Source organism: Sphingosinicella sp. BN140058 (genome assembly GCF_004135585.1).
Lineage (GTDB): Bacteria > Pseudomonadota > Alphaproteobacteria > Sphingomonadales > Sphingomonadaceae > Allosphingosinicella.
In genome coordinates this window covers 545001-568405 of record NZ_CP035501.1, presented here as the reverse complement: position 1 = coordinate 568405, position 23405 = coordinate 545001, and the positions used below count along the sequence as shown (strand labels likewise).

Annotated in this window: 23 protein-coding genes (1 of these 23 only partly in view); 10 read left to right on the top strand and 13 right to left on the bottom strand. The window is 67.2% G+C overall.

Going from position 1 to position 23405, the window contains the following annotated elements; genetic code table 11:
• Positions 1-30 precede the first annotated feature (30 nt).
• Positions 31-1203, top strand: a complete 1173-nt coding sequence (locus ETR14_RS02540) for a GAF domain-containing sensor histidine kinase (protein ID WP_243455731.1) — start codon at positions 31-33, stop codon at positions 1201-1203.
• A 46-nt stretch (positions 1204-1249) separates the two neighbouring features.
• A complete protein-coding gene (locus ETR14_RS02535; RefSeq protein ID WP_243455730.1) occupies positions 1250-1504 on the top strand; it encodes a GCN5-related N-acetyltransferase in 255 nt (84 codons plus the stop codon).
• Here ETR14_RS02535 and ETR14_RS02530 read toward each other — a convergent pair.
• Positions 1501-3033, bottom strand: a complete 1533-nt coding sequence (locus ETR14_RS02530; protein ID WP_129383209.1) for a CpaF family protein — start codon at positions 3031-3033, stop codon at positions 1501-1503. The two genes, ETR14_RS02535 and ETR14_RS02530, sit on opposite strands and share 4 nt — an antisense overlap.
• 86 nt (positions 3034-3119) lie before the next feature.
• Here ETR14_RS02530 and ETR14_RS02525 point away from each other — a divergent pair, with 86 nt between their 5' ends.
• Both ETR14_RS02525 and ETR14_RS02520 read left to right on the top strand, forming a co-directional pair.
• Positions 3120-4040, top strand: coding sequence for a DMT family transporter (locus ETR14_RS02525; protein WP_129383208.1), 921 nt, complete (start codon positions 3120-3122; stop codon positions 4038-4040).
• Positions 4041-4068: 28 nt separating this feature from the next.
• The gene (locus ETR14_RS02520) at positions 4069-4485 is read left to right on the top strand and encodes a DUF6265 family protein (RefSeq protein WP_129383207.1); all 417 of its coding nucleotides are present in this window, start codon (positions 4069-4071) and stop codon (positions 4483-4485) included.
• 54 nt (positions 4486-4539) lie between these two features.
• On the opposite strand, the gene ETR14_RS02515 is transcribed toward ETR14_RS02520, so the two are convergent.
• From ETR14_RS02515 to ETR14_RS02495, 5 genes are all read right to left on the bottom strand, one after another.
• On the bottom strand, positions 4540-4806 hold the full coding sequence (locus ETR14_RS02515) for an ATP synthase F1 subunit epsilon (RefSeq protein ID WP_129383206.1): 267 nt from the start codon (positions 4804-4806) through the stop codon (positions 4540-4542).
• Between the two features lie 127 nt (positions 4807-4933).
• A complete protein-coding gene (atpD, locus tag ETR14_RS02510; RefSeq protein WP_129383205.1) occupies positions 4934-6394 on the bottom strand; it encodes a F0F1 ATP synthase subunit beta in 1461 nt (486 codons plus the stop codon).
• 27 nt (positions 6395-6421) lie between these two features.
• Complete coding sequence (locus tag ETR14_RS02505; protein ID WP_129383204.1) at positions 6422-7306, bottom strand: F0F1 ATP synthase subunit gamma; 885 nt, start codon at positions 7304-7306, stop codon at positions 6422-6424.
• Between the two features lie 115 nt (positions 7307-7421).
• Positions 7422-8951 carry a F0F1 ATP synthase subunit alpha gene (atpA, locus tag ETR14_RS02500; RefSeq protein WP_129383203.1) on the bottom strand — a complete coding sequence of 510 codons (1530 nt, stop codon included), beginning with the start codon at positions 8949-8951 and terminating at the stop codon, positions 7422-7424.
• A gap of 32 nt (positions 8952-8983) precedes the next feature.
• Entirely contained in the window at positions 8984-9538 is a 555-nt protein-coding gene (locus tag ETR14_RS02495) for a F0F1 ATP synthase subunit delta (RefSeq protein ID WP_129391214.1), read from the bottom strand.
• Positions 9539-9782: 244 nt separating this feature from the next.
• Between ETR14_RS02495 and ada the strand changes: the two genes are divergently transcribed.
• Positions 9783-10823 carry a bifunctional DNA-binding transcriptional regulator/O6-methylguanine-DNA methyltransferase Ada gene (ada, locus tag ETR14_RS02490; protein ID WP_129383202.1) on the top strand — a complete coding sequence of 347 codons (1041 nt, stop codon included), beginning with the start codon at positions 9783-9785 and terminating at the stop codon, positions 10821-10823.
• A 9-nt stretch (positions 10824-10832) separates the two neighbouring features.
• On the opposite strand, the gene ETR14_RS02485 is transcribed toward ada, so the two are convergent.
• The 3 genes from ETR14_RS02485 to ETR14_RS02475 all read right to left on the bottom strand — a co-directional run bounded on the left by ETR14_RS02485 (position 10833) and on the right by ETR14_RS02475 (position 15150).
• Positions 10833-12350 (bottom strand): trypsin-like peptidase domain-containing protein, encoded by a 1518-nt coding sequence (locus ETR14_RS02485; RefSeq protein WP_129383201.1) that lies wholly within the window; start codon positions 12348-12350, stop codon positions 10833-10835.
• 48 nt (positions 12351-12398) lie between these two features.
• Entirely contained in the window at positions 12399-14564 is a 2166-nt protein-coding gene (locus ETR14_RS02480) for a primosomal protein N' (RefSeq protein WP_129383200.1), read from the bottom strand.
• A 109-nt stretch (positions 14565-14673) separates the two neighbouring features.
• Entirely contained in the window at positions 14674-15150 is a 477-nt protein-coding gene (locus ETR14_RS02475) for a MarR family winged helix-turn-helix transcriptional regulator (RefSeq protein WP_129383199.1), read from the bottom strand.
• Between the two features lie 92 nt (positions 15151-15242).
• On the opposite strand from ETR14_RS02475, the gene ETR14_RS02470 reads away from it, so the two are divergent.
• Positions 15243-15617 carry a nuclear transport factor 2 family protein gene (locus tag ETR14_RS02470; RefSeq protein ID WP_129383198.1) on the top strand — a complete coding sequence of 125 codons (375 nt, stop codon included), beginning with the start codon at positions 15243-15245 and terminating at the stop codon, positions 15615-15617.
• 77 nt (positions 15618-15694) lie between these two features.
• Here ETR14_RS02470 and ETR14_RS02465 read toward each other — a convergent pair whose 3' ends face one another.
• Both ETR14_RS02465 and ETR14_RS02460 read right to left on the bottom strand, forming a co-directional pair.
• Positions 15695-17770: an amidohydrolase family protein gene (locus ETR14_RS02465; RefSeq protein ID WP_243455729.1), complete on the bottom strand. Its 2076-nt coding sequence runs from the start codon at positions 17768-17770 to the stop codon at positions 15695-15697.
• Positions 17771-17831: 61 nt separating this feature from the next.
• The gene (locus ETR14_RS02460; protein WP_243455728.1) at positions 17832-19151 is read right to left on the bottom strand and encodes an MATE family efflux transporter; all 1320 of its coding nucleotides are present in this window, start codon (positions 19149-19151) and stop codon (positions 17832-17834) included.
• A gap of 94 nt (positions 19152-19245) precedes the next feature.
• Between ETR14_RS02460 and fsa the strand changes: the two genes are divergently transcribed.
• From fsa to ETR14_RS02440, 4 genes are all read left to right on the top strand, one after another.
• Complete coding sequence (fsa, locus tag ETR14_RS02455; protein ID WP_129391208.1) at positions 19246-19899, top strand: fructose-6-phosphate aldolase; 654 nt, start codon at positions 19246-19248, stop codon at positions 19897-19899.
• A 16-nt stretch (positions 19900-19915) separates the two neighbouring features.
• Positions 19916-21151 carry an ABC transporter permease gene (locus tag ETR14_RS02450; RefSeq protein ID WP_129383196.1) on the top strand — a complete coding sequence of 412 codons (1236 nt, stop codon included), beginning with the start codon at positions 19916-19918 and terminating at the stop codon, positions 21149-21151.
• A gap of 73 nt (positions 21152-21224) precedes the next feature.
• Positions 21225-21785, top strand: a complete 561-nt coding sequence (locus ETR14_RS02445; protein ID WP_129383195.1) for a DUF484 family protein — start codon at positions 21225-21227, stop codon at positions 21783-21785.
• On the top strand, positions 21770-22702 hold the full coding sequence (locus tag ETR14_RS02440) for a tyrosine recombinase XerC (RefSeq protein ID WP_371416737.1): 933 nt from the start codon (positions 21770-21772) through the stop codon (positions 22700-22702). The genes ETR14_RS02445 and ETR14_RS02440 overlap by 16 nt, the downstream gene beginning before the upstream one ends.
• Before the next feature lie 12 nt (positions 22703-22714).
• Here the strand turns inward: ETR14_RS02440 and ETR14_RS02435 are convergent, their stop codons facing one another.
• Positions 22715-23323 (bottom strand): DedA family protein, encoded by a 609-nt coding sequence (locus ETR14_RS02435; RefSeq protein WP_129383194.1) that lies wholly within the window; start codon positions 23321-23323, stop codon positions 22715-22717.
• Positions 23320-23405: the 3' end of a glutathione synthase gene (gene gshB, locus ETR14_RS02430; protein WP_129383193.1), read on the bottom strand. It continues 874 nt past the right edge of the window; only the last 86 of its 960 coding nucleotides appear in the window; its start codon lies off the right edge, out of view; it ends in the stop codon at positions 23320-23322. Before gshB ends, ETR14_RS02435 begins: the two co-directional genes overlap by 4 nt.

Below are 23405 nucleotides of genomic sequence, written 5' to 3'. Positions count from 1 at the left end.
GACGTTGCCGCGATTGCGGCGATCGACGCCGTGCCGACGATCCTGAGCGCGGTCTGCCGGGTAACCGGTATGCGCTTCGCAGCCGTGGCACGAGTCACCGATCAGAGCTGGACCGCGTGCGCGGTGCGCGACGACATCGGTTTCGGGATTGCGCCGGGCGGGGAGCTCGTTCTCGCCACGACGATCTGCGACGAAATCAGGCAAAGCGGCCGCGCAGTGATCATCGATCACGTCGCCAACGATCCCGACTTTCGCGATCATCCGACCCCGCAGATGTACGGCTTCCAGAGCTACATCTCGATGCCGATCGTGCGCACCAACGGCGAGTTTTTCGGCACCCTGTGCGCGATCGATCCCGAGCCGGCGCGGCTCAAGGAAGGTCCGGCGGTCGAGACCTTCTCGCTGTTCGCGGAGCTGATCGCCTTGCACCTCGATGCGGGCGAGCGGCTGCGGCGCAGCGAGGCGGCGCTGATCGACGCGACCCACGCGGCGGAGCTGCGCGACCAGTTCATCGCCGTTCTCGGCCACGACCTGCGCAACCCCCTCGCGTCTATCGAGGCCGGAACCCGTCTGCTCGCCGATGCGAAGCTCGACGGTCGTCCTGCCAAGGTGCTGTCGCTGATGCAGGATTCCTGCCGCCGTATGGCGCGGCTGATCGACGACGTTCTCGATTTCGCCCGGGGGCGGCTCGGTGGCGGCGTCACCCTGCGCCTTGCAATCAACGGCGACCTTGCCGCAGCGCTCGAACAAGTGGTCGCGGAGCTCCGCGCGGTCTACCCGGAGCGGGACATCCGCGCGGAGATCGAACCCGTGCCGACCGTCATCTGCGACGCAGCGCGTCTCGCCCAATTGTTGTCCAACCTGCTCGGCAACGCGCTTCGTCACGGCGATCCGGAGCAGCCGGTGACGGTACGCGCCTCGTGCCGGGACGGGCAATTTCTGCTCTCAGTGGCGAATGGCGGCGCTCCGATTTCCGAAGAGCGGCGCCGCACCCTGTTCGATCCGTTCAAGCGCGGTGGCCCGGGCGGGCGCAGCGAAGGCCTTGGTCTCGGCCTCTATATCGCCGCCGAGATCGCCCGTGCGCACGGCGGAACGCTGTCGCTCGGATCGGAGGAATCGGCGACCGTCTTCACCTTCTCCATGAGCGCCGAGCCCGACCTTCCCGATCGGGTGCGACCGGACGAGGCGTGCATCCCTGTCTGATCGGGCTTCGCTGGAGCGGCGCTGGCTGGATCTGACCAAGCGGATTTTGCCGGGGGCAGCGGTCGAACGAGGGTGGCCGGTCCGCGACGACCATTGCTTCCAGCGTATTCTGCTCGATGCCGCATGCGGCGGCATCTGGTACGACCATGTCGCCGGACGTCCGGCTTATGCGCATATCGACGAAGCCAAACTCGCTGCCGCAACGGCGCTCGCCGAGCGAGTGCTTGCCGGAACCGCCGATCTCGGCGATCTCAACCGGCGGTCCTTGGACTGGCGGCGACGGCGCAGGCGTACGGCTTAGAGACACGCCTCCAGATAAGGTTGGTCGAAGCCATATTGCTTGGCCTTCTCGAGCGTGTAGGGGCGCAGGCCCATTGCGCGATATTCGCCGATGATCTTGCCGTCCGCGGTCTCGTCCAGATATTCGAACTTGAACAATTCCTGGGTGACGATCACGTCGCCTTCCATGCCGATCACTTCAGTGATGTTGGTGGTGCGGCGGGAGCCGTCACGAAGGCGCTTCACCTGGACGATGAGATCGACCGAATCCGCGATCTGGCGGCTGATCGCTTCCTTGGGAACCTTGATATCGCTCATCATCACCATGTTCTCCATACGCGCGAGGCATTCGCGCGGAGAGTTGGAGTGGAGCGTTGCCATCGAGCCGTCATGGCCGGTGTTCATCGCGGCGAGCAGATCGAAACACTCGCTGCCGCGAATCTCGCCGAGGATGATGCGGTCTGGGCGCATACGCAGAGCGTTGATGACGAGATCGCGGATCGTGATCGCGCCCTGGCCCTCGAGGTTGGGCGGGCGGGTTTCGAGCGGCAGCCAGTGCGGCTGCTGCAGGCGAAGTTCGGCCGCGTCCTCGATCGTGATCACGCGTTCGCCGGGATCGATCAGCTTCGACAGGGCATTGAGCATCGTCGTCTTGCCCGAGCCGGTACCGCCGGAAATGACGATGTTGAAGCGGCTGGCGCCGGCGATCTTCAGGCAGGTCGCCATCTTCTCCGACATCGATCCGAAATTCTTCATCATGTCGACCGTGATCGGCTTTTCCGAGAATTTACGAATCGAGATGGCGGTGCCGCGCAGCGACAGCGGCGGCACGATGACGTTGACGCGGCTGCCGTCCGGGAGACGGGCGTCGGCGAGCGGCGTCGTCTGGTCGATGCGGCGGCCGACCTTGTTGACGATGCGCTGAGCGATCTGGAACAGATGTTCCTCGTCGCGAAACTGGATGTTGGCGACCTGCAGCTTGCCGCGCTTCTCGATGAAGGTCTGGTTGGGGCCGTTGACCATGATGTCGCTGATCTCAGGGTCGTTGAGCAGCTCTTCCAGCGGGCCGAGGCCGAGCAGCTCGTCGACCAGCACCTTTTCCAGCGCGAACTGCTCGCGTCGGTTGAGATTGATCTTCAGCTCGGCGAGCACTTCGCCGATGATCGGCCGGAATTCCTCGGCAAGCTCGTCCTTGGACAGGGTTGCGGCCGCTTCCGGATCGACTCGCTCCAGCAAACGGGGGAGGACCTGCTCCTTGATCCGGTGGATCGAGGCTTCGAAGCCCTCGTTGCGTGAGACCGGCGACTCGCTGATGGCGGCCATCCGGTCGGCCAGCCGCGACATCGCGTCGGTGCGATCCGGACCGCCGGGCGTGACGTCTTCCGACGCGAACTCCATTGCGTCGATCGGCGGGAATTGATCGCCACCGGACGCAGCCGGCTCGGGGGAAAGCGGGGTCGGGCCGCCGGGGCCCTTCATCGGCTTAGCCACGCCGAACGCGGGCCTCAGCCCGGATCCGCCACTACCGCCTCGCCTTCCGAATGCACTCATATTGCGCGAACCCTAAGAAACATGTTCGAGGGTGGTGAATAGGCGGGAAACTTTGACAATTGCCTAATCGCGGAAGAAGGGGCGCCGTGGCTTCGACGACCTTCGCTCCCGCTCGCGCCTCTGCGCGAACCGCACTCCTGATAGCGCTTTGCGGTTTCGTCAGCCTTTCATGCGGCGACGCCGTCGTGAAATCGATGGCGGGCGAATGGCCGGCCCCAGCGGTCTCGGCGCTGCGCTATACGTTCGGCACGATCGGCCTCGCCCTGCTGGTGGCGCTGCGGCATGGCCGCGGCGGTTTCGTGCTGCCGCGGCCCGCTTTGCAATTCGGACGCGGCGTCGCCGTTTCGGTGGCGACGCTCTGTTTCTTCGGCGGGGTGATGGTGATGCCGCTCGCCGATGCCACCGCAATTCAGTTCACCAGCCCGATCATGACCGCTCTGCTGGCGCCGCTGGTCCTCGGCGAGCGCACCACGCGGGCGACCTGGCTGGCGACCCTGCTCGCCTTTGCGGGCGTACTCGTCGTGCTGCGGCCCAATCTGTACGCGCTCGGCGCCGTGGCACTGTTTCCGATCGGCGCGGCCTTCGGGATGAGCTGGCTGATGATGTTCAACCGCAAGGCGGCCGGAGATGCGCCGATGCTGGTCATGCAATTGCTGCTCGCCGCGATCGCCGCGCCGCTGCTGATCGCGGCCGCGTTCGTGCTGTCGAGGCTCGGCCTCGCGGCGATCGGGTTGCCCTCGCCGGCGGTGGTCGGGAAATGCCTTGCGGTCGCCTGCTTCGCCACCCTGGGGCACGCGCTGATCTTCGCCGCCGTCGAGCGCGCCGACGCGTCGGTGGTCGCGCCGATGACCTATGTGCAATTGCTCGTCGCCGCCGGCCTCGGCTGGATCGCGTTCGGCGATGCACCCGATGCGGCCGCCTTCGGCGGGGCCGCCCTGATCATCGCCGGCGGCCTGCTGCTGTGGCGCGCGCAAAGAGTGAAGGACCTGGGCGGAGCGCCGAGCTAGACTATGCGATCCGGGAGAGGAGTCGCCCATGCTGTTGCTTGCGCTCGTGATCGCCGCCCCCACGCCGGATCTCGGCTGGCTCGCCGGCAGCTGGACCGCGGAAGACGGCTCGCGCTGGACTCAGGAGACCTGGTCGGCGCAGCGCGGGGGCGTGCTGCTCGGCACCGGCCTCAGCGGGAACGGCGAGGTCGCCAAGAGCTTCGAGTTCATGCGGATCGCGCCGGATGCGGAGGGAAGGCTGGTTTTCTGGGGATCACCGGAGGGAAAGGCACCGGTCGCATTCCGGTGGGAGGCCGGCGCCGCAGGGGAGGCGGTATTCGTCAATGCAGCGCACGATTACCCGCAGCGCATCGCCTATCGCCGCGACGGCCCAGCACTGATCGCCACCATTTCGCTGGCGGACGGCAGCAGAGCCCAGAGCTGGCGCTATACCAGGGACAAATAGAAAGGGCCGCGCTCCGGTTGGAAGCGCGGCCCCGTTGTCGGCTCTCGACGGGCGTCAGGCGGGAACGTCGGCCCGCTCGGCGAGCACGGTCAGGCCGCGATCGCTGACTTCGGCGAAGCCGCCTTCGACCGGGATCCGTTCCGGCTCCGCACCGGCGGTGCGGTAGATGGCGATGTCGCCGTTGCGCAGAGTGGACATGAAGGGCGCATGGCCGGCGAGCACGCCGAATTCACCCTCGCTGCCGGGAACCACGACCATGTAGACGTCGTCGCTGCGGACGAGACGCTCTGGCGTGACGAGTTCGAAATGGAGATCGGCCATTGGTTCATTTCCTTACCTCCTCTCCCCTTTTGGGGAGAGGCCGGGAGAGGGGAGTCTCCAAACCCGCAGCGCGAGCGACTCTTCCCTCTCCCCGACCCTTTCCCCTGAAGGGGAGAGGGAGTGACACTTACGCCGCTTCGGCGGCCAGCTTCTGGGCCTTGGCGACCGCTTCCTCGATGCCGCCGACCATGTAGAAGGCCGCTTCGGGAAGGTGGTCGTATTCGCCGTTGATGACCGCCTTGAACGAGCGGACGGTGTCGTCGACCTGGACGAACTTGCCCGGAATGCCGGTGAACACTTCGGCGACGTGGAAGGGCTGCGACAGGAAGCGCTGGATCTTGCGGGCGCGGCTGACGACCAGCTTATCCTCTTCCGACAGCTCGTCCATGCCGAGAATGGCGATGATGTCCTGGAGCGACTTGTAGCGCTGCAGGATCTCCTGAACGGCGCGGGCGGTCTCGTAATGCTCCTGGCCGACGGTGCGCGGCTCCAGCACGCGGCTGGTCGAATCGAGCGGATCAACGGCCGGGTAGATGCCGAGCTCGGAGATGGCGCGCGAGAGAACGGTGGTCGCGTCCAGGTGGGCGAAGGAGGTCGCCGGCGCCGGATCGGTAAGATCGTCGGCCGGAACGTAGATCGCCTGAACCGAGGTGATCGAGCCCTTGTTGGTGGAGGTGATGCGCTCCTGCAGCTGGCCCATGTCGGTCGACAGGGTCGGCTGATAGCCCACCGCCGAAGGAATGCGGCCGAGCAACGCCGACACTTCCGAACCCGCCTGGGTGAAGCGGAAGATATTGTCGACGAAGAACAGCACGTCCTGGCCTTCCTGATCCCGGAAATATTCCGCGATGGTGAGGCCCGACAGAGCGACGCGGGCGCGGGCTCCCGGCGGCTCGTTCATCTGGCCGAACACCAGAGCAACCTTCGAGCCTTCCGGCGTCGGATTGCCTTCGGCATCCTTGGCGATGACGCCGGCATCGAGGAACTCGTGATAGAGATCGTTGCCCTCGCGGGTGCGCTCGCCGACGCCGGCGAACACCGAGGTGCCGCCATGGCCCTTGGCGATGTTGTTGATCAGTTCCTGGATGAGCACGGTCTTGCCGACCCCGGCGCCGCCGAACAGGCCGATCTTGCCGCCCTTCGCGTAGGGGGCGAGCAGGTCGATGACCTTGATGCCGGTGACCAGGATCGAGGTCTCGGTCGACTGATCCACGAACAAGGGCGCCTCGGCATGGATCGGGGCGGTATCGGTGGCGCCGATCGGGCCGCGCTCGTCGATCGGCTCGCCGACGACGTTCATGATCCGGCCCAGGGTCATCGGGCCGACCGGGACCCGGATTTGCGAGCCGGTGTCGCGCACGGGCTGGCCGCGGGTGAGGCCGTCGGTCGAATCCATCGCGATCGTGCGGACCGTATTCTCGCCGAGATGCTGGGCGACTTCGAGGACCAGGCGGTTGCCGTTATTCTCGGTCTCGAGCGCGGAGAGAATCTCCGGCAGCTCGCCGTCGAAGGTCACGTCGACGACGGCGCCGATGACCTGGCTGATGCGCCCGGTGGCGGTGGTGGTGGCGTTTGCGGCGGTGGCCATGGCTTTTTTCCTTGCCTTCTGACTGTCTTAGAGCGCTTCGGCGCCCGAGATGATTTCGACGAGCTCGGTGGTGATCGCAGCCTGACGAGTCCGGTTGTACTGGATGGTCAGGCGGTTGATCATGTCGCCGGCATTGCGGGTGGCATTGTCCATCGCGGTCATCCGGCTGCCCTGTTCGGACGCGGCATTTTCCAGCAATGCGCGGAAGATCTGCACGGCCACGTTGCGCGGCAGCAGAGCGGCGAGGATGTCTTCCTCCTCCGGCTCATATTCCACCGCCGCTTCGACGCCTGTGGCCGCCGCGCCGCTGCTCTCGGGCATCGAAACCGGGATGATCTGCTGGGTCACCGGATCCTGGACGAGCGCCGACTGGAAGTGGGCGTAGAACAGGTGGGCGACGTCGAACTGGCCCGCTTCGTAGCGCTGGACCAGATCCTGCGCGATCTCCTGCGCGTCGTCGAAACGCACCTGCTTGATCGAGCCGGTATCGTGCTGGTGGACGATCTGCTTGGGGAAGAGGCGCCCGATCACCGCGCGGCCCTTGCGGCCGACCAGGTAGAAATGGACGGTCTTGCCCTCGCGGATCAGATCGTCGGCTTTCTTGCGCGCGGCGCGGACGATGTTGGTGTTGAACGCACCGGCGAGGCCGCGATCGGAGGTGCAGACGACGAGAAGATGGGTCTGCTCGGCGCCGGTGCCGGCGATCAGCCTCGGGCTCTGCGGGCCGACGACGACCTTGGACGCGAGGCTTGCCATCACCTTTTCCATGCGCTGGGCATAGGGGCGGCCGGCCTCCGCCGCCTGCTGGGCGCGGCGCAGCTTGGCGGCGGCGACCATCTTCATCGCCTTGGTGATCTTCTGCGTCGACTTGACCGACGCGATCCGCCCTTTGAGCGTCTTGAGGCTGGCCATTCTTTTCCTGCTTCTACAATTCCGTTCGGGCCGAGCCTGTCGAAGCCCTCTCCTTGTTCATCCCGAAAGGGAGAAAGAAGGTCCTTCGACAGGCTCAGGACGAACGGCGTTTCCCTTAAGCGAAGGTCTTGGCGAAATCGCCGATCAGCGTCTTGAGCTGGCCGGTGGTCTCGTCGTCGAGCGCCTTGGTATCGCGGATCTTGCCGAGCACTTCGGGGTGTTCGGAGCGGAAGAAGGCGAGCAGGGCGCTTTCGAAGCGGGTCACGGCATTGACCGGCACCGTATCGATAAAGCCGTTCACCCCGGCGAAGATCGAGACGACCTGCTCTTCGACCGGCATCGGCTTGAACTGCGGCTGCTTCAGGAGCTCGGTCAAGCGTGCGCCGCGGTTCAGCAGGCGCTGGGTCGAGGCGTCGAGATCGGAGCCGAACTGGGCAAACGCCGCCATCTCGCGATACTGGGCGAGCTCGAGCTTGATCGAGCCGGCGACCTTCTTCATCGCCTTGGTCTGCGCGGCGGAGCCGACGCGGCTGACCGAGAGGCCGACGTTGATGGCCGGACGGATGCCCTGGTAGAAGAGCTCGGTCTCGAGGAAGATCTGGCCGTCGGTGATCGAGATGACGTTGGTCGGAATGTAGGCCGACACGTCGCCCGCCTGCGTTTCGATGATGGGCAGCGCGGTCAGCGAGCCCGAGCCGTTCGCCTCGTTCATCTTGGCGGCGCGCTCGAGCAGGCGCGAGTGGAGATAGAAGACGTCGCCCGGATAGGCTTCGCGGCCCGGCGGACGGCGCAGCAGCAGCGACATCTGACGGTAGGCGACCGCCTGCTTCGACAGATCGTCATAGACGATGACGGCGTGCATGCCGTTGTCGCGGAAATACTCGCCCATCGTGCAGCCGGTGTAGGGCGAAAGAAATTGCAGCGGCGCCGGCTCGGACGCGGTGGCGGCGACGACGATCGAATATTCCATCGCGCCATTCTCTTCCAGGGCGCGGACGATCTGGGCGACGGTCGAGCGCTTCTGGCCGACGGCGACGTAGATGCAATAGAGCTTCTGGCTCTCGTCATCGCCCTGGTTGGCGGCGCGCTGGTTGATGAAGGTATCGAGCGCGACGGCCGACTTGCCGGTCTGGCGATCGCCGATGATCAGCTCGCGCTGGCCGCGGCCGACGGGGACGAGCGCGTCGAGCGCCTTCAGACCGGTCTGCACCGGCTCGTGCACCGACTTGCGCGGAATGATGCCGGGCGCCTTCACCTCGACGCGGCGGCGCTCGACCGAATCGATCGGGCCCTTGCCGTCGATCGGGTTGCCGAGACCATCGACGACGCGGCCGAGCAGACCCTTGCCGACCGGAACGTCGACGATGGTGCCGGTGCGGCGGACGGTATCGCCCTCGCGGATCTCCGAGTCGGAGCCGAAGATCACGACGCCGACATTGTCGGCTTCGAGGTTCAGGGCCATGCCCTTGATGCCGTTGGCGAACTCGACCATCTCGCCGGCCTGGACGTTGTCGAGGCCGTAGACGCGGGCGATGCCGTCGCCGACCGACAGCACGGTGCCGACTTCGGAGACTTCGGCCTCGGTGCCGAAGCTGGCGATCTGGTCGCGGATGACCTTGGAAATTTCAGCGGCGCGGATGTCCATTATCAGCCTTTCATCGAAGCCGTTGCGGGCTTTCAGCCCTTCATTGCGTGGGCGAGGGTGTTGAGTTTGGTGCGGATGGAGTCGTCGATCATCTGCGAGCCGACCTTGACGACGAGGCCGCCCAGGATGGCGGGATCGACGGTCAGGTCGACCGCGACGTCGCGGCCCAGCCGGGTCTTGAGATTGCTCTTCAGCGCCGCGATCTGATCGTCGTTCAGCGGGTGCGCCGACTTGACCTCCGCGGTAGTCTCGCCGCGATGCCGTGCGGCGAGCAGGTTGAAGAAGCGGATGACGTTGCCGAGCTGGCCGAGGCGCCGGTTCTGGGCAAGAACGCCGAGGAAATTGGAGGTGATCGGATCGAGGCCCATCGATGCGGCGGTGGCGCGGATCGCCTTCACGCTTTCGTCGCGGCCGATCAGCGGGCTGGTGGTCAGCGCCTGCAGATCCGCCGAATCGCGCAGCGCATCGCGCACGGCGTTGAGGCTTGCGCCGACCGCTTCGAGCTGCCGTTCGTCACGGGCCAGTTCGAACAAAGCGGTCGCATAGCGGCCCGCGAGACTTGCCTGAATGCCGCCGGAATTCTCCACGCGCGCTCCACCCTCCAGAATCGAAACCATGAAGCCTGTTGTGCGCCCCCCGACGGAGAGCGCGGCCCCATAAAGCCCATGCAAAAAGGGGGCTTGCGAACCAAGCCCCGATGGGTTGCGCGCGCCGTAGCAAAGGCGTTTGGGGGATGCAAGGCGCGGCAGGGCCTCGCAAGCCCCTGACTTTGAAAGCAAGCGCCGGGGTGTGGCGCCGATCCGGCGGACGTATAGCGAAGGCATGGAACAGATGGAAATCAGACAGGCATCGATCGATGCCGAAGCCGCCTGGGCGGCGGTGATCGCCCGCGACAAGGCGGCGGACGGACGCTTCGTCACCGGCGTGCTGACCACCGGCATCTACTGCCGGCCGTCCTGCGCCGCCCGCCATCCCAAGCGCGAGAATGTACGCTTTTTCGCCAGCGGCAGCGAGGCGGCGGCGGCGGGCCTCAGAGCCTGTCTGCGCTGCCGGCCGGACGAGGTCAGCCGCGAAGCGGCGGCTTTGCGCAAGGCGCTGCGCTTGATCGAGACCGCCGAAACGCCGCCGCCGCTCGAGGCGCTGGCCGACGCGGCCGGCTATTCACCCTTTCATTTTCACCGACTGTTCAAACGGGCGACCGGCCTGACCCCGGCTGCCTACGCACGCGGCAAGAGGGCAAGGACGATGACGGAAAGCTTGGCGGACGGCGCAAGCATCACCGAGGCGATGTACGATGCCGGCTATTCGGGACCAGGGCGATTCTATGCCGAAGCCAAAGGGCGGCTCGGAATGACTCCGTCGGCGTGGCGGGACGGCGGCCGCGGCGAGACGATAAGGTGGGCGGTCGCCGAGACTTCGCTCGGCACGATGCTGGTCGCGGCGACCGCCAAGGGCATATGCAGCCTGACCTTCGACCAGGACGAAACCGATCTGCGCGCACGTTTCCCGCACGCGACGATCGAGGAGGGTGGTGCTGCGATGGCCGATCTCGTGCGCCGGACGGTGGCTGCGGTCGAGGCGCCGGCGCGGCCGCATGACCTGCCGCTCGACGTCCGGGGTACCGCCTTTCAGGAGGCGGTGTGGCGCGAGCTGTCGAGAATACCGCCCGGCGAAAGCCTGAGCTATGCCGCGCTCGCCGCCCGCGCCGGCAAACCCGGCGCGGCGCGTGCCGCCGGCACGGCGTGCGGATCGAACAAGGTGGCGATCCTCATCCCATGCCACCGTGCCCAGCGCGGCGACGGATCACCGGGTGGCTATGCCTGGGGCCTCGAACGCAAGGCGCATTTGCTCGCCAAGGAACGCGGGGGCTGACCGGCGACCTTAGTCGGCGGGGCCGCATTGATAGACGAGACGCTCGTTGGGAAGATTAGGAAGGCTGGCCCGGATCGTGTCCTGCCGATCGCCGAGAATGGCGAGCTGTTCCTCGTCGGCCGAGCAGGCCTTGATGTTGATCCCTTCGCGCAGGCGGCGAGCCTCGGCCATCGCTTCCTGGCTCATCAGATAGCGGGTGACCACATATTCGCTGCGCGCCGGGCGATATTCGAGCACCGAGACGGTGGCGTCGCCATTGGGGACCAGCACCCGACGCCAGACGTCGCCGGCACGAGCATATTGGGTGCGGCCGTTCATGCAGCCGCCGGGTGCCCAATCGAGGTTGACGTTTTCGGTCGACGAAACCGTCACCCGGCTGCGATTTTCGACGAGCTTGCAGACGCTCTTGCCCGTCGCCTCGGAGATCCCCGCCTTGGCGTCGCTGGTCTTGACGGCGGCGTCGGGCTGGATGTGGAGATCGTCACGCGAGGGGCGTGACAGAAAGGCGAAGGTGGCGCCGATCAGCAGCAGGGCGCCGCCGCCGGCGAACATCATCGCGGGACGGGTCTTGTCCTTCCAGGCCATCAGGCCGGCACCGCCGAAAGCGGCGAGGCTGAGCACGCCGAGCACGATCGCGATCGCGGCCCGGTTCTCACGGGCATCCTCATTCTCGGCCTGGGCCCTGGCGAGCGCTTCCTGATCGGCCTTGTCCTTCGCACGCGTTTCCAGGGCTTCGGCGCGCGCTTTCTCCTGCTCCTCGCGGGAACGCTCCGCGTTGAGCCGGTCTTCCATGCTGACGCAGGGGCTGCTGACCGCGGAGAAATTCTGTTTCGCGGCCCGCAGGAAGGTCGCGACCTCGCTATTGGAGATGGCGAAGCCGAACGGCGCGTCGCCCTCCTCGCCGCGGGTGATGAAGGTGTTGACGCCGACGATCCGGCCGCAGGGATCGAGCAGGGGGCCGCCGCTGTTGCCGCGGGCAATGTTGGCGGTGTGCAGCAGGGCGCGGATGCCGTCGACCTGGCGCTCGTTCGAATAATTGCCGGCCGAGCGGGTCGGCGCCTGCGGCGTGATATAGTCGTCGGCCGATTGGGCGGTGGCGAGATCGACGTTGCCGGGATAGCCGAGCGCAACGACGTCGCCCCCTTCCGCAAACGGGCCCATGTACAAGGAGGCCGGCGGCAGGCTGCCTTCGGTGAGCTCGAGCAAGGCGAGATCGCGGGCCGCATCGTAGGCGACGAGGCGCGCGCCGAACGATTTGCTGCCCTCCGACGGCACCACGCCGACCGCGACATTCTCCGGATGCTCGGCGGCGAGCGCAACGACGTGGGCGTTGGTTACGACCCGGTTCCCCGCCACCGCGAAGCCGCTGCCATGGCCGAATCCGACCACTTCCTCGCCGTCGACGGCGATCACGACCACCCGCACCACGCTGCGCGCCGTGGCGGAGATGTCGTCGGCCCGGGCCGGCGATGCCAGCGCAAACGCCAGGGCGATCTGGACGAGGAAGAAAGAAGCGATACGGCCCATGGCTACCCCGATGTCAGTGGTCGGGCTCCCTTAGGCCAGAATGCCGCGTCAGAGGAAGCTGTAAGGGTCGACGTCGATCGCGACGCGTACGCCGCGCGGCCATTCGAGCTTGCCGAGCCATTCCCGGATGACATCCTGGACGTCGAGGCTGCGCGCCGCATGGACGAGCAGGCGCTGGCGATGACGGCCGCGCAGCATCGCCAGCGGCGCCGGGGCGGGGCCGAACACGGCCATGTTCTCCACCGTCGGGGCGCTGCGGCCGATGAGGCGCGCCGTCTCGGTGGCCTCGGCGAGATCCTCGGATGAGACGATGATCCCGGCGAGGCGGCCGAACGGCGGCATCGCCGCCTCGCGCCGCGCTTCGGTCTCCGCCTCGTAGAAGCTCTCCTCGTCGCCGCTGACCAAGGCGCTGATCACCGGCGCGCCCGGCTCGTGGGTCTGGACGAGCACCCGGCCCGGCTTTTCGCCGCGGCCGGCGCGGCCGGCGACCTGGGCGATCTGCTGGAAGCTGCGCTCGGCCGCGCGAAGGTCTCCGCCCGACAGGCCGAGATCGGCGTCGATCACCCCGACCAGGGTAAGATTGGGGAAGTGGTAGCCCTTGGTCACGAGTTGGGTGCCAACGACGATGTCGATGGCACCCGCCTCCATGCGCGCGACGAACTCCGCCGCCTTGGCCGGCGACCAGATCGTGTCGGACGTGACGATCGCAGTACGCGCATCCGGGAACAAGGCCCGAACCTCGTCCGCGATGCGCTCCACGCCCGGACCGACCGGGACCAGACTGTCCGGCTCCTTGCATTCGGGGCAGAGCTCGGGCGGCGGCATGACGTGACCGCAATGGTGGCAGGCGAGCCGCGACACCAGCCGGTGCTCGACCATCCAGGCAGTGCAGTTCGGGCATTGGAAACGGTGGCCGCAATTGCGGCAGAGGGTCAGCGGCGCATAGCCGCGGCGATTGAGGAAGAGCAGCGCCTGCTCGCCGCGTTCGAGATTCTCCTTGAGCTCGGCGACCAGGCGCGGAGCGATCCAGCGGCCGCGCGGCGGCGGCTCCGCGATGAGATCGATCGCCTCGATATCGGGCAGCTCCGCGGCACCATAGCGCCCGGGCAGCCGCACTTCCCGATAAACGCCGATCTCCGCCATCTGCCGGGTCTCGATCGCCGGCGTCGCCGAGGCGAGGATCACCGGGATTCGTTCGAGCTTGGCGCGCATCACCGCGACGTCACGCGCATGATATTGGACGCCATCCTCCTGCTTGAAGCTGGTCTCATGGGCTTCGTCGACGACGACCAGGCCAAGGTCGCGATACGGCAGGAACAGCGAAGAGCGCGCGCCGACGACGACCTTTGCATCCCCGGTCGAGATCGCGCGCCAGGCCCGGCGGCGCTGGGATTGGCGAAGGCCCGAATGCCAGGCGACCGGCTCATGCCCGAACCGCGCCGCGAAACGCTTGAGGAACGGTTCGGTCAACGCGATTTCCGGAAGCAGGACGAGCGTCTGCCGGCCGCCGCGCAGGGCCTCGGCAATGGCTTCGAAATAGACTTCGGTCTTCCCCGATCCGGTCACGCCGTGGAGCAGGAACGGGGCGAAGTCGGGGGCGCGTACCGCGTCGACGAAGATCTGCGCCGCCTCGCGCTGCGCCGCTTCGAGCGCCGGCGGGGCGAAATCCGGGTCGGGCTCGGCGAACGGATCGTCCACCGATACCTCCACCGCCTCGATCGCGCCGACCTTGATCAGGCCGCGGATCACCGCGTCGGAGACGTCGGCGGCCATTGCGAGCTCGCGGCAGAGACCCTGACGCTCGCCGATCCGCTCCAGCGCCTGTTCGCGCTGGGGGGTCAGCCGATCGGGAACGAGGCCGGTGGCGCGATATTCGGTGACGGTCCGGCCGCCTTCCAGCGCCGAGGCGGAGGCGAGCGCCATCCGCAGCACTGCCGCGGTCGGCGCGAGATAATAATCCGCGGTCCATTCGATCAAACGCCGCAATGGGGCGGCCAGCGGCGGCAGCGCATAGGCCTGAACGAGCGGGCGCAGGCGATTGTCGCCGACGCTTTCAGCGTCCAGCCGATCCTCCTCCCAGACGACGCCGGTCAGCTGGCGTGGGCCGAGCGGCGCGAGCACGATCGAGCCTGGCTCGACCGCCATGCCGTAGGGCACGCGGTAGTCGAGCGGTCCAAGGGCCTGGTTGAGGAGGAGGACACGGACGCGGCTCATCGGCTCCCGCCATATGGCGATTGACGCAATTTGGGAAAGGGGCGGCGTTGCGGCATCCATTCAAGTGCACGGAAGGCCTGCGCGGCACCCATGCCACAGTCTGCGAGCCTCAGGAGGAAGCCTTGCCAGAGGTGCCGGCTGCGGACGGCCCGTGCGCAATCCTGTCGAGGTTGGCGATGACACGCTTGAGCATGCTGATCAGCAATTCGGTCTCGTCCCTGGTGAAGCCATCGAGCACCTCGCGATTGCCTTCGAGCAGCACGTCGATGGCGTCGGGCAGGCGCGCTTGCGCGGCGGCCGTTAAGGTGATCCGGCTGCTGCGTCCGTCTTCGGGATCCGGCGTCCGCTCGATCAGGCCGTCCCGAGCCATGCGGTCGAGCATCTGCGCCATCGGCGGCTGCTCGACCCGCGCGAAGCGCGCGAGATCGCGCTGGCTGCTGGCCTTGCCGTCGCGAAGTGCGACCAGCACCGGCAGGTGTCCGACCCCGAAGCCGAGCGGCTTGAGCCGTGCCTCACTGAGGCGGGCAAAGCCGCGCGCCGCCAGGCTGATCAGGTGACCGGGCGTGGAAAGCACATCCGAGATCATCGTCCATCCTTTGTTGCATCTCCCCAGACGCGGATGCATACGTGCATATATATCGCTTCTGAACGACTCTCAAGCGGCTGAGGAGAGACAGCATGGACGAAGACGTCCGAACCCTGCAGCGCATCTACGAACGCTTCAACGCGCGCGACATCGACGCCGTGCTGACCGCGCTTTCGGACGACGTGGCGTGGGCGAACGGCATGGAGGGCGGGCACGTCCACGGCCATGAAGCGGTGCGGGACTATTGGACCCGGCAGTGGGCGATCGTCAGCCCGCGCGTCGAGCCGCTCGCGTTCCGGCGCGAGCCCGATGGCGCGATCCTGGCGGAGGTCCGCCAATCCGTTCGCGATCTCGACGGCAGCCCGCTGGCGGGGCAGGCGCACGGGCTCGCCGATCGGATCGTGGGACACGTCTTCCAATTCCGCCAAGGCTTGATCGTGCGCTTCGACATCCGGGATCTTGCCTGACCCGCAGGACTCCGGGCACGGTGGGACGGTGACGACGCGCGCCGTTCGTCAGCGGCGCACGGAGCGACGTCGCAGCCTCATTTCGGTCGGCCCGTATAGCCTGCCGCCGTCCGCAATGCGTCGCCGTCCATGACGTAGCCGTCGCTGACCACGGTCAGCACCCGTCTAAGGGCTCCGAGCTCCCTGGATGGATCGCCGTCGACCAGCACCATATCGGCCTCCTTGCCCACTGCGATCGACCCGGTGCGGGCGTCGGCACCGACGACCCGGGCGGGAACGATGGTCGCGCTCTGCAGGGCTTCGGCCGGGGTGAAGCCGGCCTGCTGGTAGATTTCCAGCTCGCGGATCAGCTCGACTCCCCAGCCATCGGTGCCGGCAACGATGGGAACGCCGGCCTTGTGGAGCTTGCCGACCAAAGCGACCATCTTCGCATAGCTCTTGCGATAATCGTCGCGGGTGAAGCCTTCGACCAGCGGATAGCCGCCGCTGGTGAAGACCGAGCGTTCGATCACCGGCGAGATGATCCCCATATAGGGCGCGTAGGCCGGGTGCGGCTTGCCGCCGTCCTGGGTGAGCATGCCCTCGAAGATGACGATGGTCGGGTCGACGATTGTCTTGCGCCGGGCGAGATCGGCGACGAAGCCGGTCATCAGCGGCCCATCGAGGTCGACGTCCTTGAACAATCGGGCCGGTCCCTCCATCCGCTGCCTGGTATTTGCCCGATCGACGACGTCCTTGGGCATGGCTTCCATGGCGACGAAATTGAGGTGGGTAAGCTCGTCATAGCCGGCGGCGACCGCCTGGCTCGGCTTCATCGTCGCGGGGACGTGACCGTGGACGTGAAGGCCGAGCCGGTGGGCTTCCGCCGCGGCCGGCGCGATCCACGCCGGATTCATCGAGGTGTAGAATTTGACGCCCCAGAGGCCCGCCGCCTTGATCCGCCGTACCGCCTCGACCGCCTCCGCCTCGCTGGAGACGACCTCGGCACCCTGGGCCGCGAGCGGATCCTTCTTGTCGATGATGGCCGAGATGAACGGCTCGCCCATCAGCAGGCTGCCTTCCGCGCGGCGCCTGGTCGCGTCGACGGCGCGATCGAGCGTGGTGCCGGGGCTGCGGAAGCTGGTCATGCCGCTGGCGACGTTGGACAGCACGCTCCAATCGTCGCCGATATGCATGTGGCTGTCCCAGATGCCCGGAATCAGCGTCTTGCCGCTGCCGTCGATGATGCGCGCGCCGGGCGGCGCCTTCACCGTACCGGCCGAACCGATGGCGGAGATCTTGCCGTTCTGGGCGAGCACTGCCTGCGCCGGCAGAAATTGCCCGCGATCGGCGTCGAACAGCCGGACGTTATCGAACAGAACCGGAGCCCGGGCCGCCGGCGTCAGGAAGCGGTGCGCGATCGCCTTCACCTCGGCGGCGGTGGCGGCGTCCTGCGTGTCGCGGAGAACTTTAAGCGCGGCTTCATAGCCCGCGGGTATGGTGGAGATGAAGCTGACTTCGCCGAAGTAGCTCTTGTCTTCGTTCAGCCAGACCGGGATCGGCGAAGGCAGGATGCCGCGAATGAAAGCGAGCTGGACGGTCTTTTGGCCGTTGGGGCCGGCGATGGTGAGCGTCTGCCCCAGATTCATCCGGCCCTTGCCGCTCGGCAGGAACGCAACGCCCTCGTCACCCGCCTTGGCGAGCGCTTCGATCAGCGGCGCCCCGGCGATCGAGACGCCGCCGGCCGGAATGTACCAGCCGCCGGCCTGCGCCGAGCCGCTGTCGGTCGCCGTCTTCCAGCTTGCGCGGCCATTCGCGACTCGGAATTCCTCGGCGGCGTCGCCCGTCATCGTGACGCCGCGGACGGTGGTTGCGGCGATCGTCCCGTCGGGGGCGAAGGCGGTCACCTGATCCATTTCGGTGATCCAGCCGCGCAGCTCCTGCGACCAGCGATAGGCGGTGCGGCCGTCGGCAAGCTGCCAGCGCCATTGATCGCCGTGCTTGCCGGCCTCCGAGACGACGACATAATGCACTGCGTCTGCGGGCGGCTTGAGCAGTTTCTCCTTGGCGACGGGGCTTGATGCGTTCGTCGGCGCTGCCGTTTCGTGCGCCTGGACGGCGGCCGGAGCGACTGCGGCAAACAAGGCCGCGACGAGGATCGAGCGCATCTTCATTCTCCCCCTGCAATCCGGCAAGCGTGGCAAGTCCGGCGCGCAAAGGCAACCGGGAGATCCGTCATCGTTCGAAGGTACCACGCTCGAGCCGCGGCAGGAGCAGAGCCTGGCCCGCTGCGCGCACGACCAGGAACAGGCTGAAGGCGAGCCACAGGCCGTGATTGCCGAGCGGGGCGGCGGCGAGCAGGAGCAGCGCATAAGCGGCAAAGGCGAGTGCCATCGTCGCCAGCAGCGCGCGTGTCCAGGTCGCGCCGATATAGATTCCGTCGAAGACGTAGGAGGCGACGCCGAGCAGGGGCAGCATCATCGCCCAGGGAAGAAAGGCGAGGGTGGCGGCGGTGACCGCCGGATCGGTGCTGAAGCTTGCCGCGAACGGCCTGCCCGCCGCCAGATAGGCGAGGCTGATCAAAGCGCCGAACCCAACGCCCCAGGCCATGATCGTCGCCGCCAGTCGACGGAAGCGGGCGCGATCCCCCGCTCCGACGGCCTCGCCGCAAAGCACCTGGGCGGCGCTCTCGAAGCCGTCGAGAATCAGGGCCGAGAGGATGAACAGTTGATAGAGGATGCCGTTGGCGGCGAGCACCACGGCACCTTGCTCCGCCCCCTGGCGGACGAGCAGCAGGATGGCGCCGGTGAGCAGCAGCGTTCGCAGGAACAGATCGCGATTGAGCCGGAACAGCAATCCGAGTTCTTCGCCGTTCCAGGTGTCGCGCCGCCGCAAGAGGCGGAGGGCGTCCCCCGCCGGCGGCTCGCGAACGGCGATCGCGAAGGCCGCCGCGAGTTTCAGCCCTTCGGAGAGCAAGGTTGCCGTCGCCACGCCTTCGACGCCCCAGCCGAGCGCGAGCACGAACAGCAGATCGAGCCCGACATGGACGAAATTGGCGACGATCTCGATCCAGAGCACCTGGCGCACGCGCCTGCGCCCGATCAGCCAGCCGACCAGCACTGCGTTGAACAGCCAGAGCAGCCCGCCCCAGTAGCGGATGCCGATATAGGCCCCAGCGGTCGTGGCGACCCCGCCCTTCGCCTGGAGCAGGTCGAGCCCGGCGGGGATTGCGAGAGGCATCACGGCGAGCAGGAGCAGGCCGATGGCGAGCGCAGCGCCGCCCGCGCGGACGAGGGTGGCTGCCTGGCTTTCCGAATCGCCGCGGCCAGCCGCCTGCGCCGTCAGCGCGACGGTGCCGCTGCGCAGGAAGTTGAAGACGATCAGCAGGCCCATCATGAACTTGGCGCCGAGCTCGACACCGGCTTGCGCATCGGCGTCGCCCAATCGTCCGATCACCCACAGATCGGCGATGCCGAACAGGGCGGTGGCGACGTTGGTCAGCATGGAGGGAAGGGCGATCGCCCAGATCGCCCGGTGGAGGCCCGCGTCGCGCATCTCTTGTCGTCGTCCCCCGCCGCCGTGACTCGCGCCCGCCGCCCGATTAGAAGAGCGCGCGAATCCTACTCCTCGCCAGAAGGGCATGCCCGAGATGAAATTCTTCGTCGACACCGCCGACACCAATGACATCCGCGATCTCGCCGAAACCGGCCTGCTCGACGGGGTCACCACCAATCCGTCGCTGATCAACAAATCGGGCCGCAACTTCCTCGAGGTGGTCAAGGAGATCTGCGAGATCGTGCCCGGCCCGGTGTCGGCCGAGGTCGTCGCCCTCGATCATGCCGAGATGATGCGGGAGGCAGAGATCCTGCGGAAGATCGCCGACAACATCACCGTCAAGGTGCCGCTGACCATCGATGGCCTCAAGACCTGCAAGGCGCTGACCAGCGACGGCACCATGGTCAACGTCACTCTCTGCTTCACCGCCAACCAGGCGCTGCTCGCCGCAAAGGCCGGCGCGACGTTCATCTCGCCCTTCGTCGGCCGCCACGACGACATCGGGTTCGACGGCATGCAGATCATCTCGGAGATTCGCACGATCTACGATAATTACGATTTCCAGACCCAGATCCTGGTTGCCAGCGTCCGGCACCCGATCCACGTGCTGCAATCGGCGATGATCGGCGCCGACGTGGTGACCGCGCCGCCGGCCGTGATCCGCCAGCTGTTCAAGCATCCCCTGACCGACAAGGGACTCGAGAACTTCCTCGCCGATTGGCAGAAGACCGGCCAGTCGATCGCCTGATCGGCGCTCGCCGAAGGTGCTGCTCTCGCCTCACGAACGGCTGGTCATCAAGCGCTACATCGTGCCCAAAGGCGGCGAGCGGATCATCGTGCTCGTCGCCTCGATCAGCCTGATCGCGGTGACGCTCGGCGTTGCCGCGCTCGTGATCGTGGCGAGCGTGATGAACGGCTACCACCAGTTCATCTTCGACAAGGTGGTCGAGACCACCGGGCATGCGGTGATCCGGGGCGACAAGGGGCAGTTGCCCGGCTGGCAGCGAATCGCCGCCGAGGCGCGGGGCACCACCGGTGTGACCGCGGTGAGCCCGCTGGTCGAGCAAAGGTTGATGGCCTCCTCCGCCGGGCGCGTCGCGCCGGCGAGGTTGCACGGCGTTCCGGCGGCCCAGATCGCGACCCCGGCGCTGCGCAAGAGCCTCGTCGCCGGCCGTCTGGAGCTCGATCCGGCCGGCGGCGAAGTCGTGATCGGCAGCGAGCTCGCCTCGATGCTGCCGAGCGCGGTCGGCGCCAGCATCGAGTTGATGATCGTCACCGGCAAGGACCCGGATCTCGACGTGCGCTCGGTCTCCTACCGCGTTGCGGGGATCGTCGAGACCGGCGCGCCGGATTTCGATTCCGAAGCGGTGCTGATGCCGATCGGAGAGGCGCAGATCCTGCTCGGCCTCGGCCCGTCCATCACCTCGCTTGCACTCGCGACGAACGATGCGCGCCGCGCCGATCTGCTGCTCGCGCCGCTTGCGCACCGGCTTCCGCCCGGCGCGACGCTGCGGACGTGGAAGGACCTGAACGCGGAGCTGTTCACGGCGCTTGCGGTCGACAAGATCGGCATGTTCGTCGTGCTCGCGATCATCATCCTGGTCGCCGTGTTCAACATCCTTTCGGCGCTGGTGATGCTGGTCCGCGCCAAGACGGGCGACATCGCGATCATGCGGACGATGGGCGCGAGCCGCAGCTCGATGCTGCGGATCTTCATTGCCATCGGCAGCGCGATCGGCGCGCTCGGCACCCTCGGAGGCCTGGCCCTGGGCCTGCTCTTCCTGCAATTTCGCGGTCCCATCGGAGTCGCCATCCAGCTCGTCACGCGGCCGTCGACGGAAGCGGCCTCCGAATTCCTGGTCCAGCTCCCGGCGGTGATCGATCCGGTCGAAATCGCCGTCATCGTCGTCTCGGCGCTGGTGCTCAGCATTGCCGCGACGCTGTACCCGGCCCTGCGCGCGGCCGGCACGGATCCGGTCAGGGTGCTGAAATACGGCTGATTTGCGACGATCCGCTTCGACACGGAGCATCTAGGGCATCGCTTATTAACCGTCTTCGGGTTAGGCTTTGCCGATGGGTACGGTGATCAGCTTCGAGGAAAAGGCGGTCGCGAATCTGCGCGCCCGGGTCGCGGCGGCGGAAGAGGCGAACCAGGATCTGATCGCCTTTGCCCGCGGCCATTCCGGTGCCGTCGCCTCGATCCACGAAGCGGTGATCGCGGCGATCGAGGCGGAGGGTTTCGATCACCTGATCCACATCGTCACCCAGGAATGGCCGCAGATCCTCGGCCTCGACGCCGTCGCGGTGGCGCTGTTCGTCGGGGACAAGGGTGTCCGTGCGGATGCCTCCGGGCTCCAGTTCGTCGACCCGCGCGTGATCGAGCGTTCGGTCGATGGCCTGGAGGGGGTCGTGCTGCGCGGCGTCCAGCGCGGCCATCCGATCTTCGGCCCGGCCTGCGACCTGATCCGTGCCGAGGCATTGGTCCGGCTCGACAGCGAAGCGCCGCTGCCCGGAGGCCTGCTGGCACTCGGCCAGCGCGCCGCGCAAGGGTTCGAGACCCGGCATGGCTCCGAGCTTCTGCTCTTTCTCGGCCGCGTGCTGACGCGCTGCATGGGCCGGTGCCTGATTTCCTGAGCGACGCCGGCGCGCATCCGGCGCGGCAGATCGCGCACGACTGGCAGAACCATCTCGCCCGCGACCGGCGACGGTCTCCCCATACCGTGCGCGCTTATGGTGCCACCGCCCATCGCCTGATCGACTTTCTCGCCGAGCATCTGGGCGGGCCTGTCGACGGGGCGGCTCTGACCGGGCTGCAGTCGGCCGATCTGCGCGCGTATCTGGCAAAACGCCGCACCGCCGGGATCGGCAACGCGTCGGCGGCGCGAGAGCTCTCCGCGCTGCGCAATTTCCTGGGCTTTGCAGGCACAGGCGCAAGCGCGGAGGCAGGGGTGCCCAGGCTGAAGGGCCCGAAGGTGCCGCGCAACGTGCCTCGGCCGGTCTCGCCGCAGGAGGCGGTCGCGTTGGCCGAGGAGGTCGGCGAGGACGCGAGCGCCGAGTGGATCGCCGCCCGCGACTTCGCGATCCTGCTGCTTCTCTACGGATCCGGGCTTCGAGTCGGCGAGGCGCTCGGGCTTACCGGAGGAGCCTTGCCGCTGGGCGAGACCCTGAGCGTCACCGGGAAGCGGGCCAAGACCCGGATCGTGCCATTGCTGCCGCAAGTGCGCGCGGCGATCGACCGCTACGTCGCGCTCTCGCCCTGGGGGGGCGCCCGGTCCGAGCCGCTGTTCAGAGGCGCGCGGGGCGGTCCGCTCAACGGCGAGATGGTGCGGCGGGTGGTGCGCCGCGCCCGCGGGCGCCTCGGCCTTTCCGACCGGACCACCCCGCACGCGCTGCGCCACAGCTTCGCCACGCACCTGCTCGGCCGTGGTGCCGATCTTCGAGCGCTGCAGGAACTGCTCGGCCATGCCAGCCTGTCGTCGACCCAGATCTACACCGAAGTGGACATGGCCCATCTGCTCGACGTCTATCGCAACGCGCACCCGCGCGCGTGAGCGCCTGTCCGGTCAGGCGTCCGGGTGGCGCTTGCGCCAGGTGAGCTGGCGCCAGACATAGGCCAGCACGATCAGGGCGATGATCGCCGACGAGAGCGGACCGAGGATCTTGTTGATGTCGTCGAACTGCTTGCCGAGCACATAGCCGGCGACGGCCAGAGCCGAACTCCAGCCCGCAGTGCCGATCGTCGACCAGATGAGGAAGCTGCGCAGCCGCATCTTGAGCAGGCCGGCCGGGATCGACACGACCGACCGCACCGTCGGCAGCAACCGCCCCACGCCGACGACCACCGAGCCGAACCGCCCGAACAGTTTCTCGGACTTCTCGACGTCGTACCAGTCGAGGGTCAGCCAGCGGCCGTGCTTCTCGATGAAGGGACGGAAGCGTTCCAGACCGATCACCCGCGCGACCAGATACCAGAAGACATTGCCGAACATCGCGCCCGCGGTGCCGCTGGCGATCACGCCGCCCAGGGTCATCGATCCCTGCGCGGCGGCAACGCCGGCGACCGGCATGATCACTTCCGAAGGGATCGGCGGAAACACGGTTTCGAGGAACATCAGAAAGCCGACGCCGATATAGCCGGTCTTGTCGATGAGGGTAACGACCCAATCGCTCATTGCGCGGCCGCCTTGCTCTTGGTTTCGATCGCGTTCCAGATCAAAGCAGGGGTGTCGGTACCGTTGAACCGGTCGATGGCGA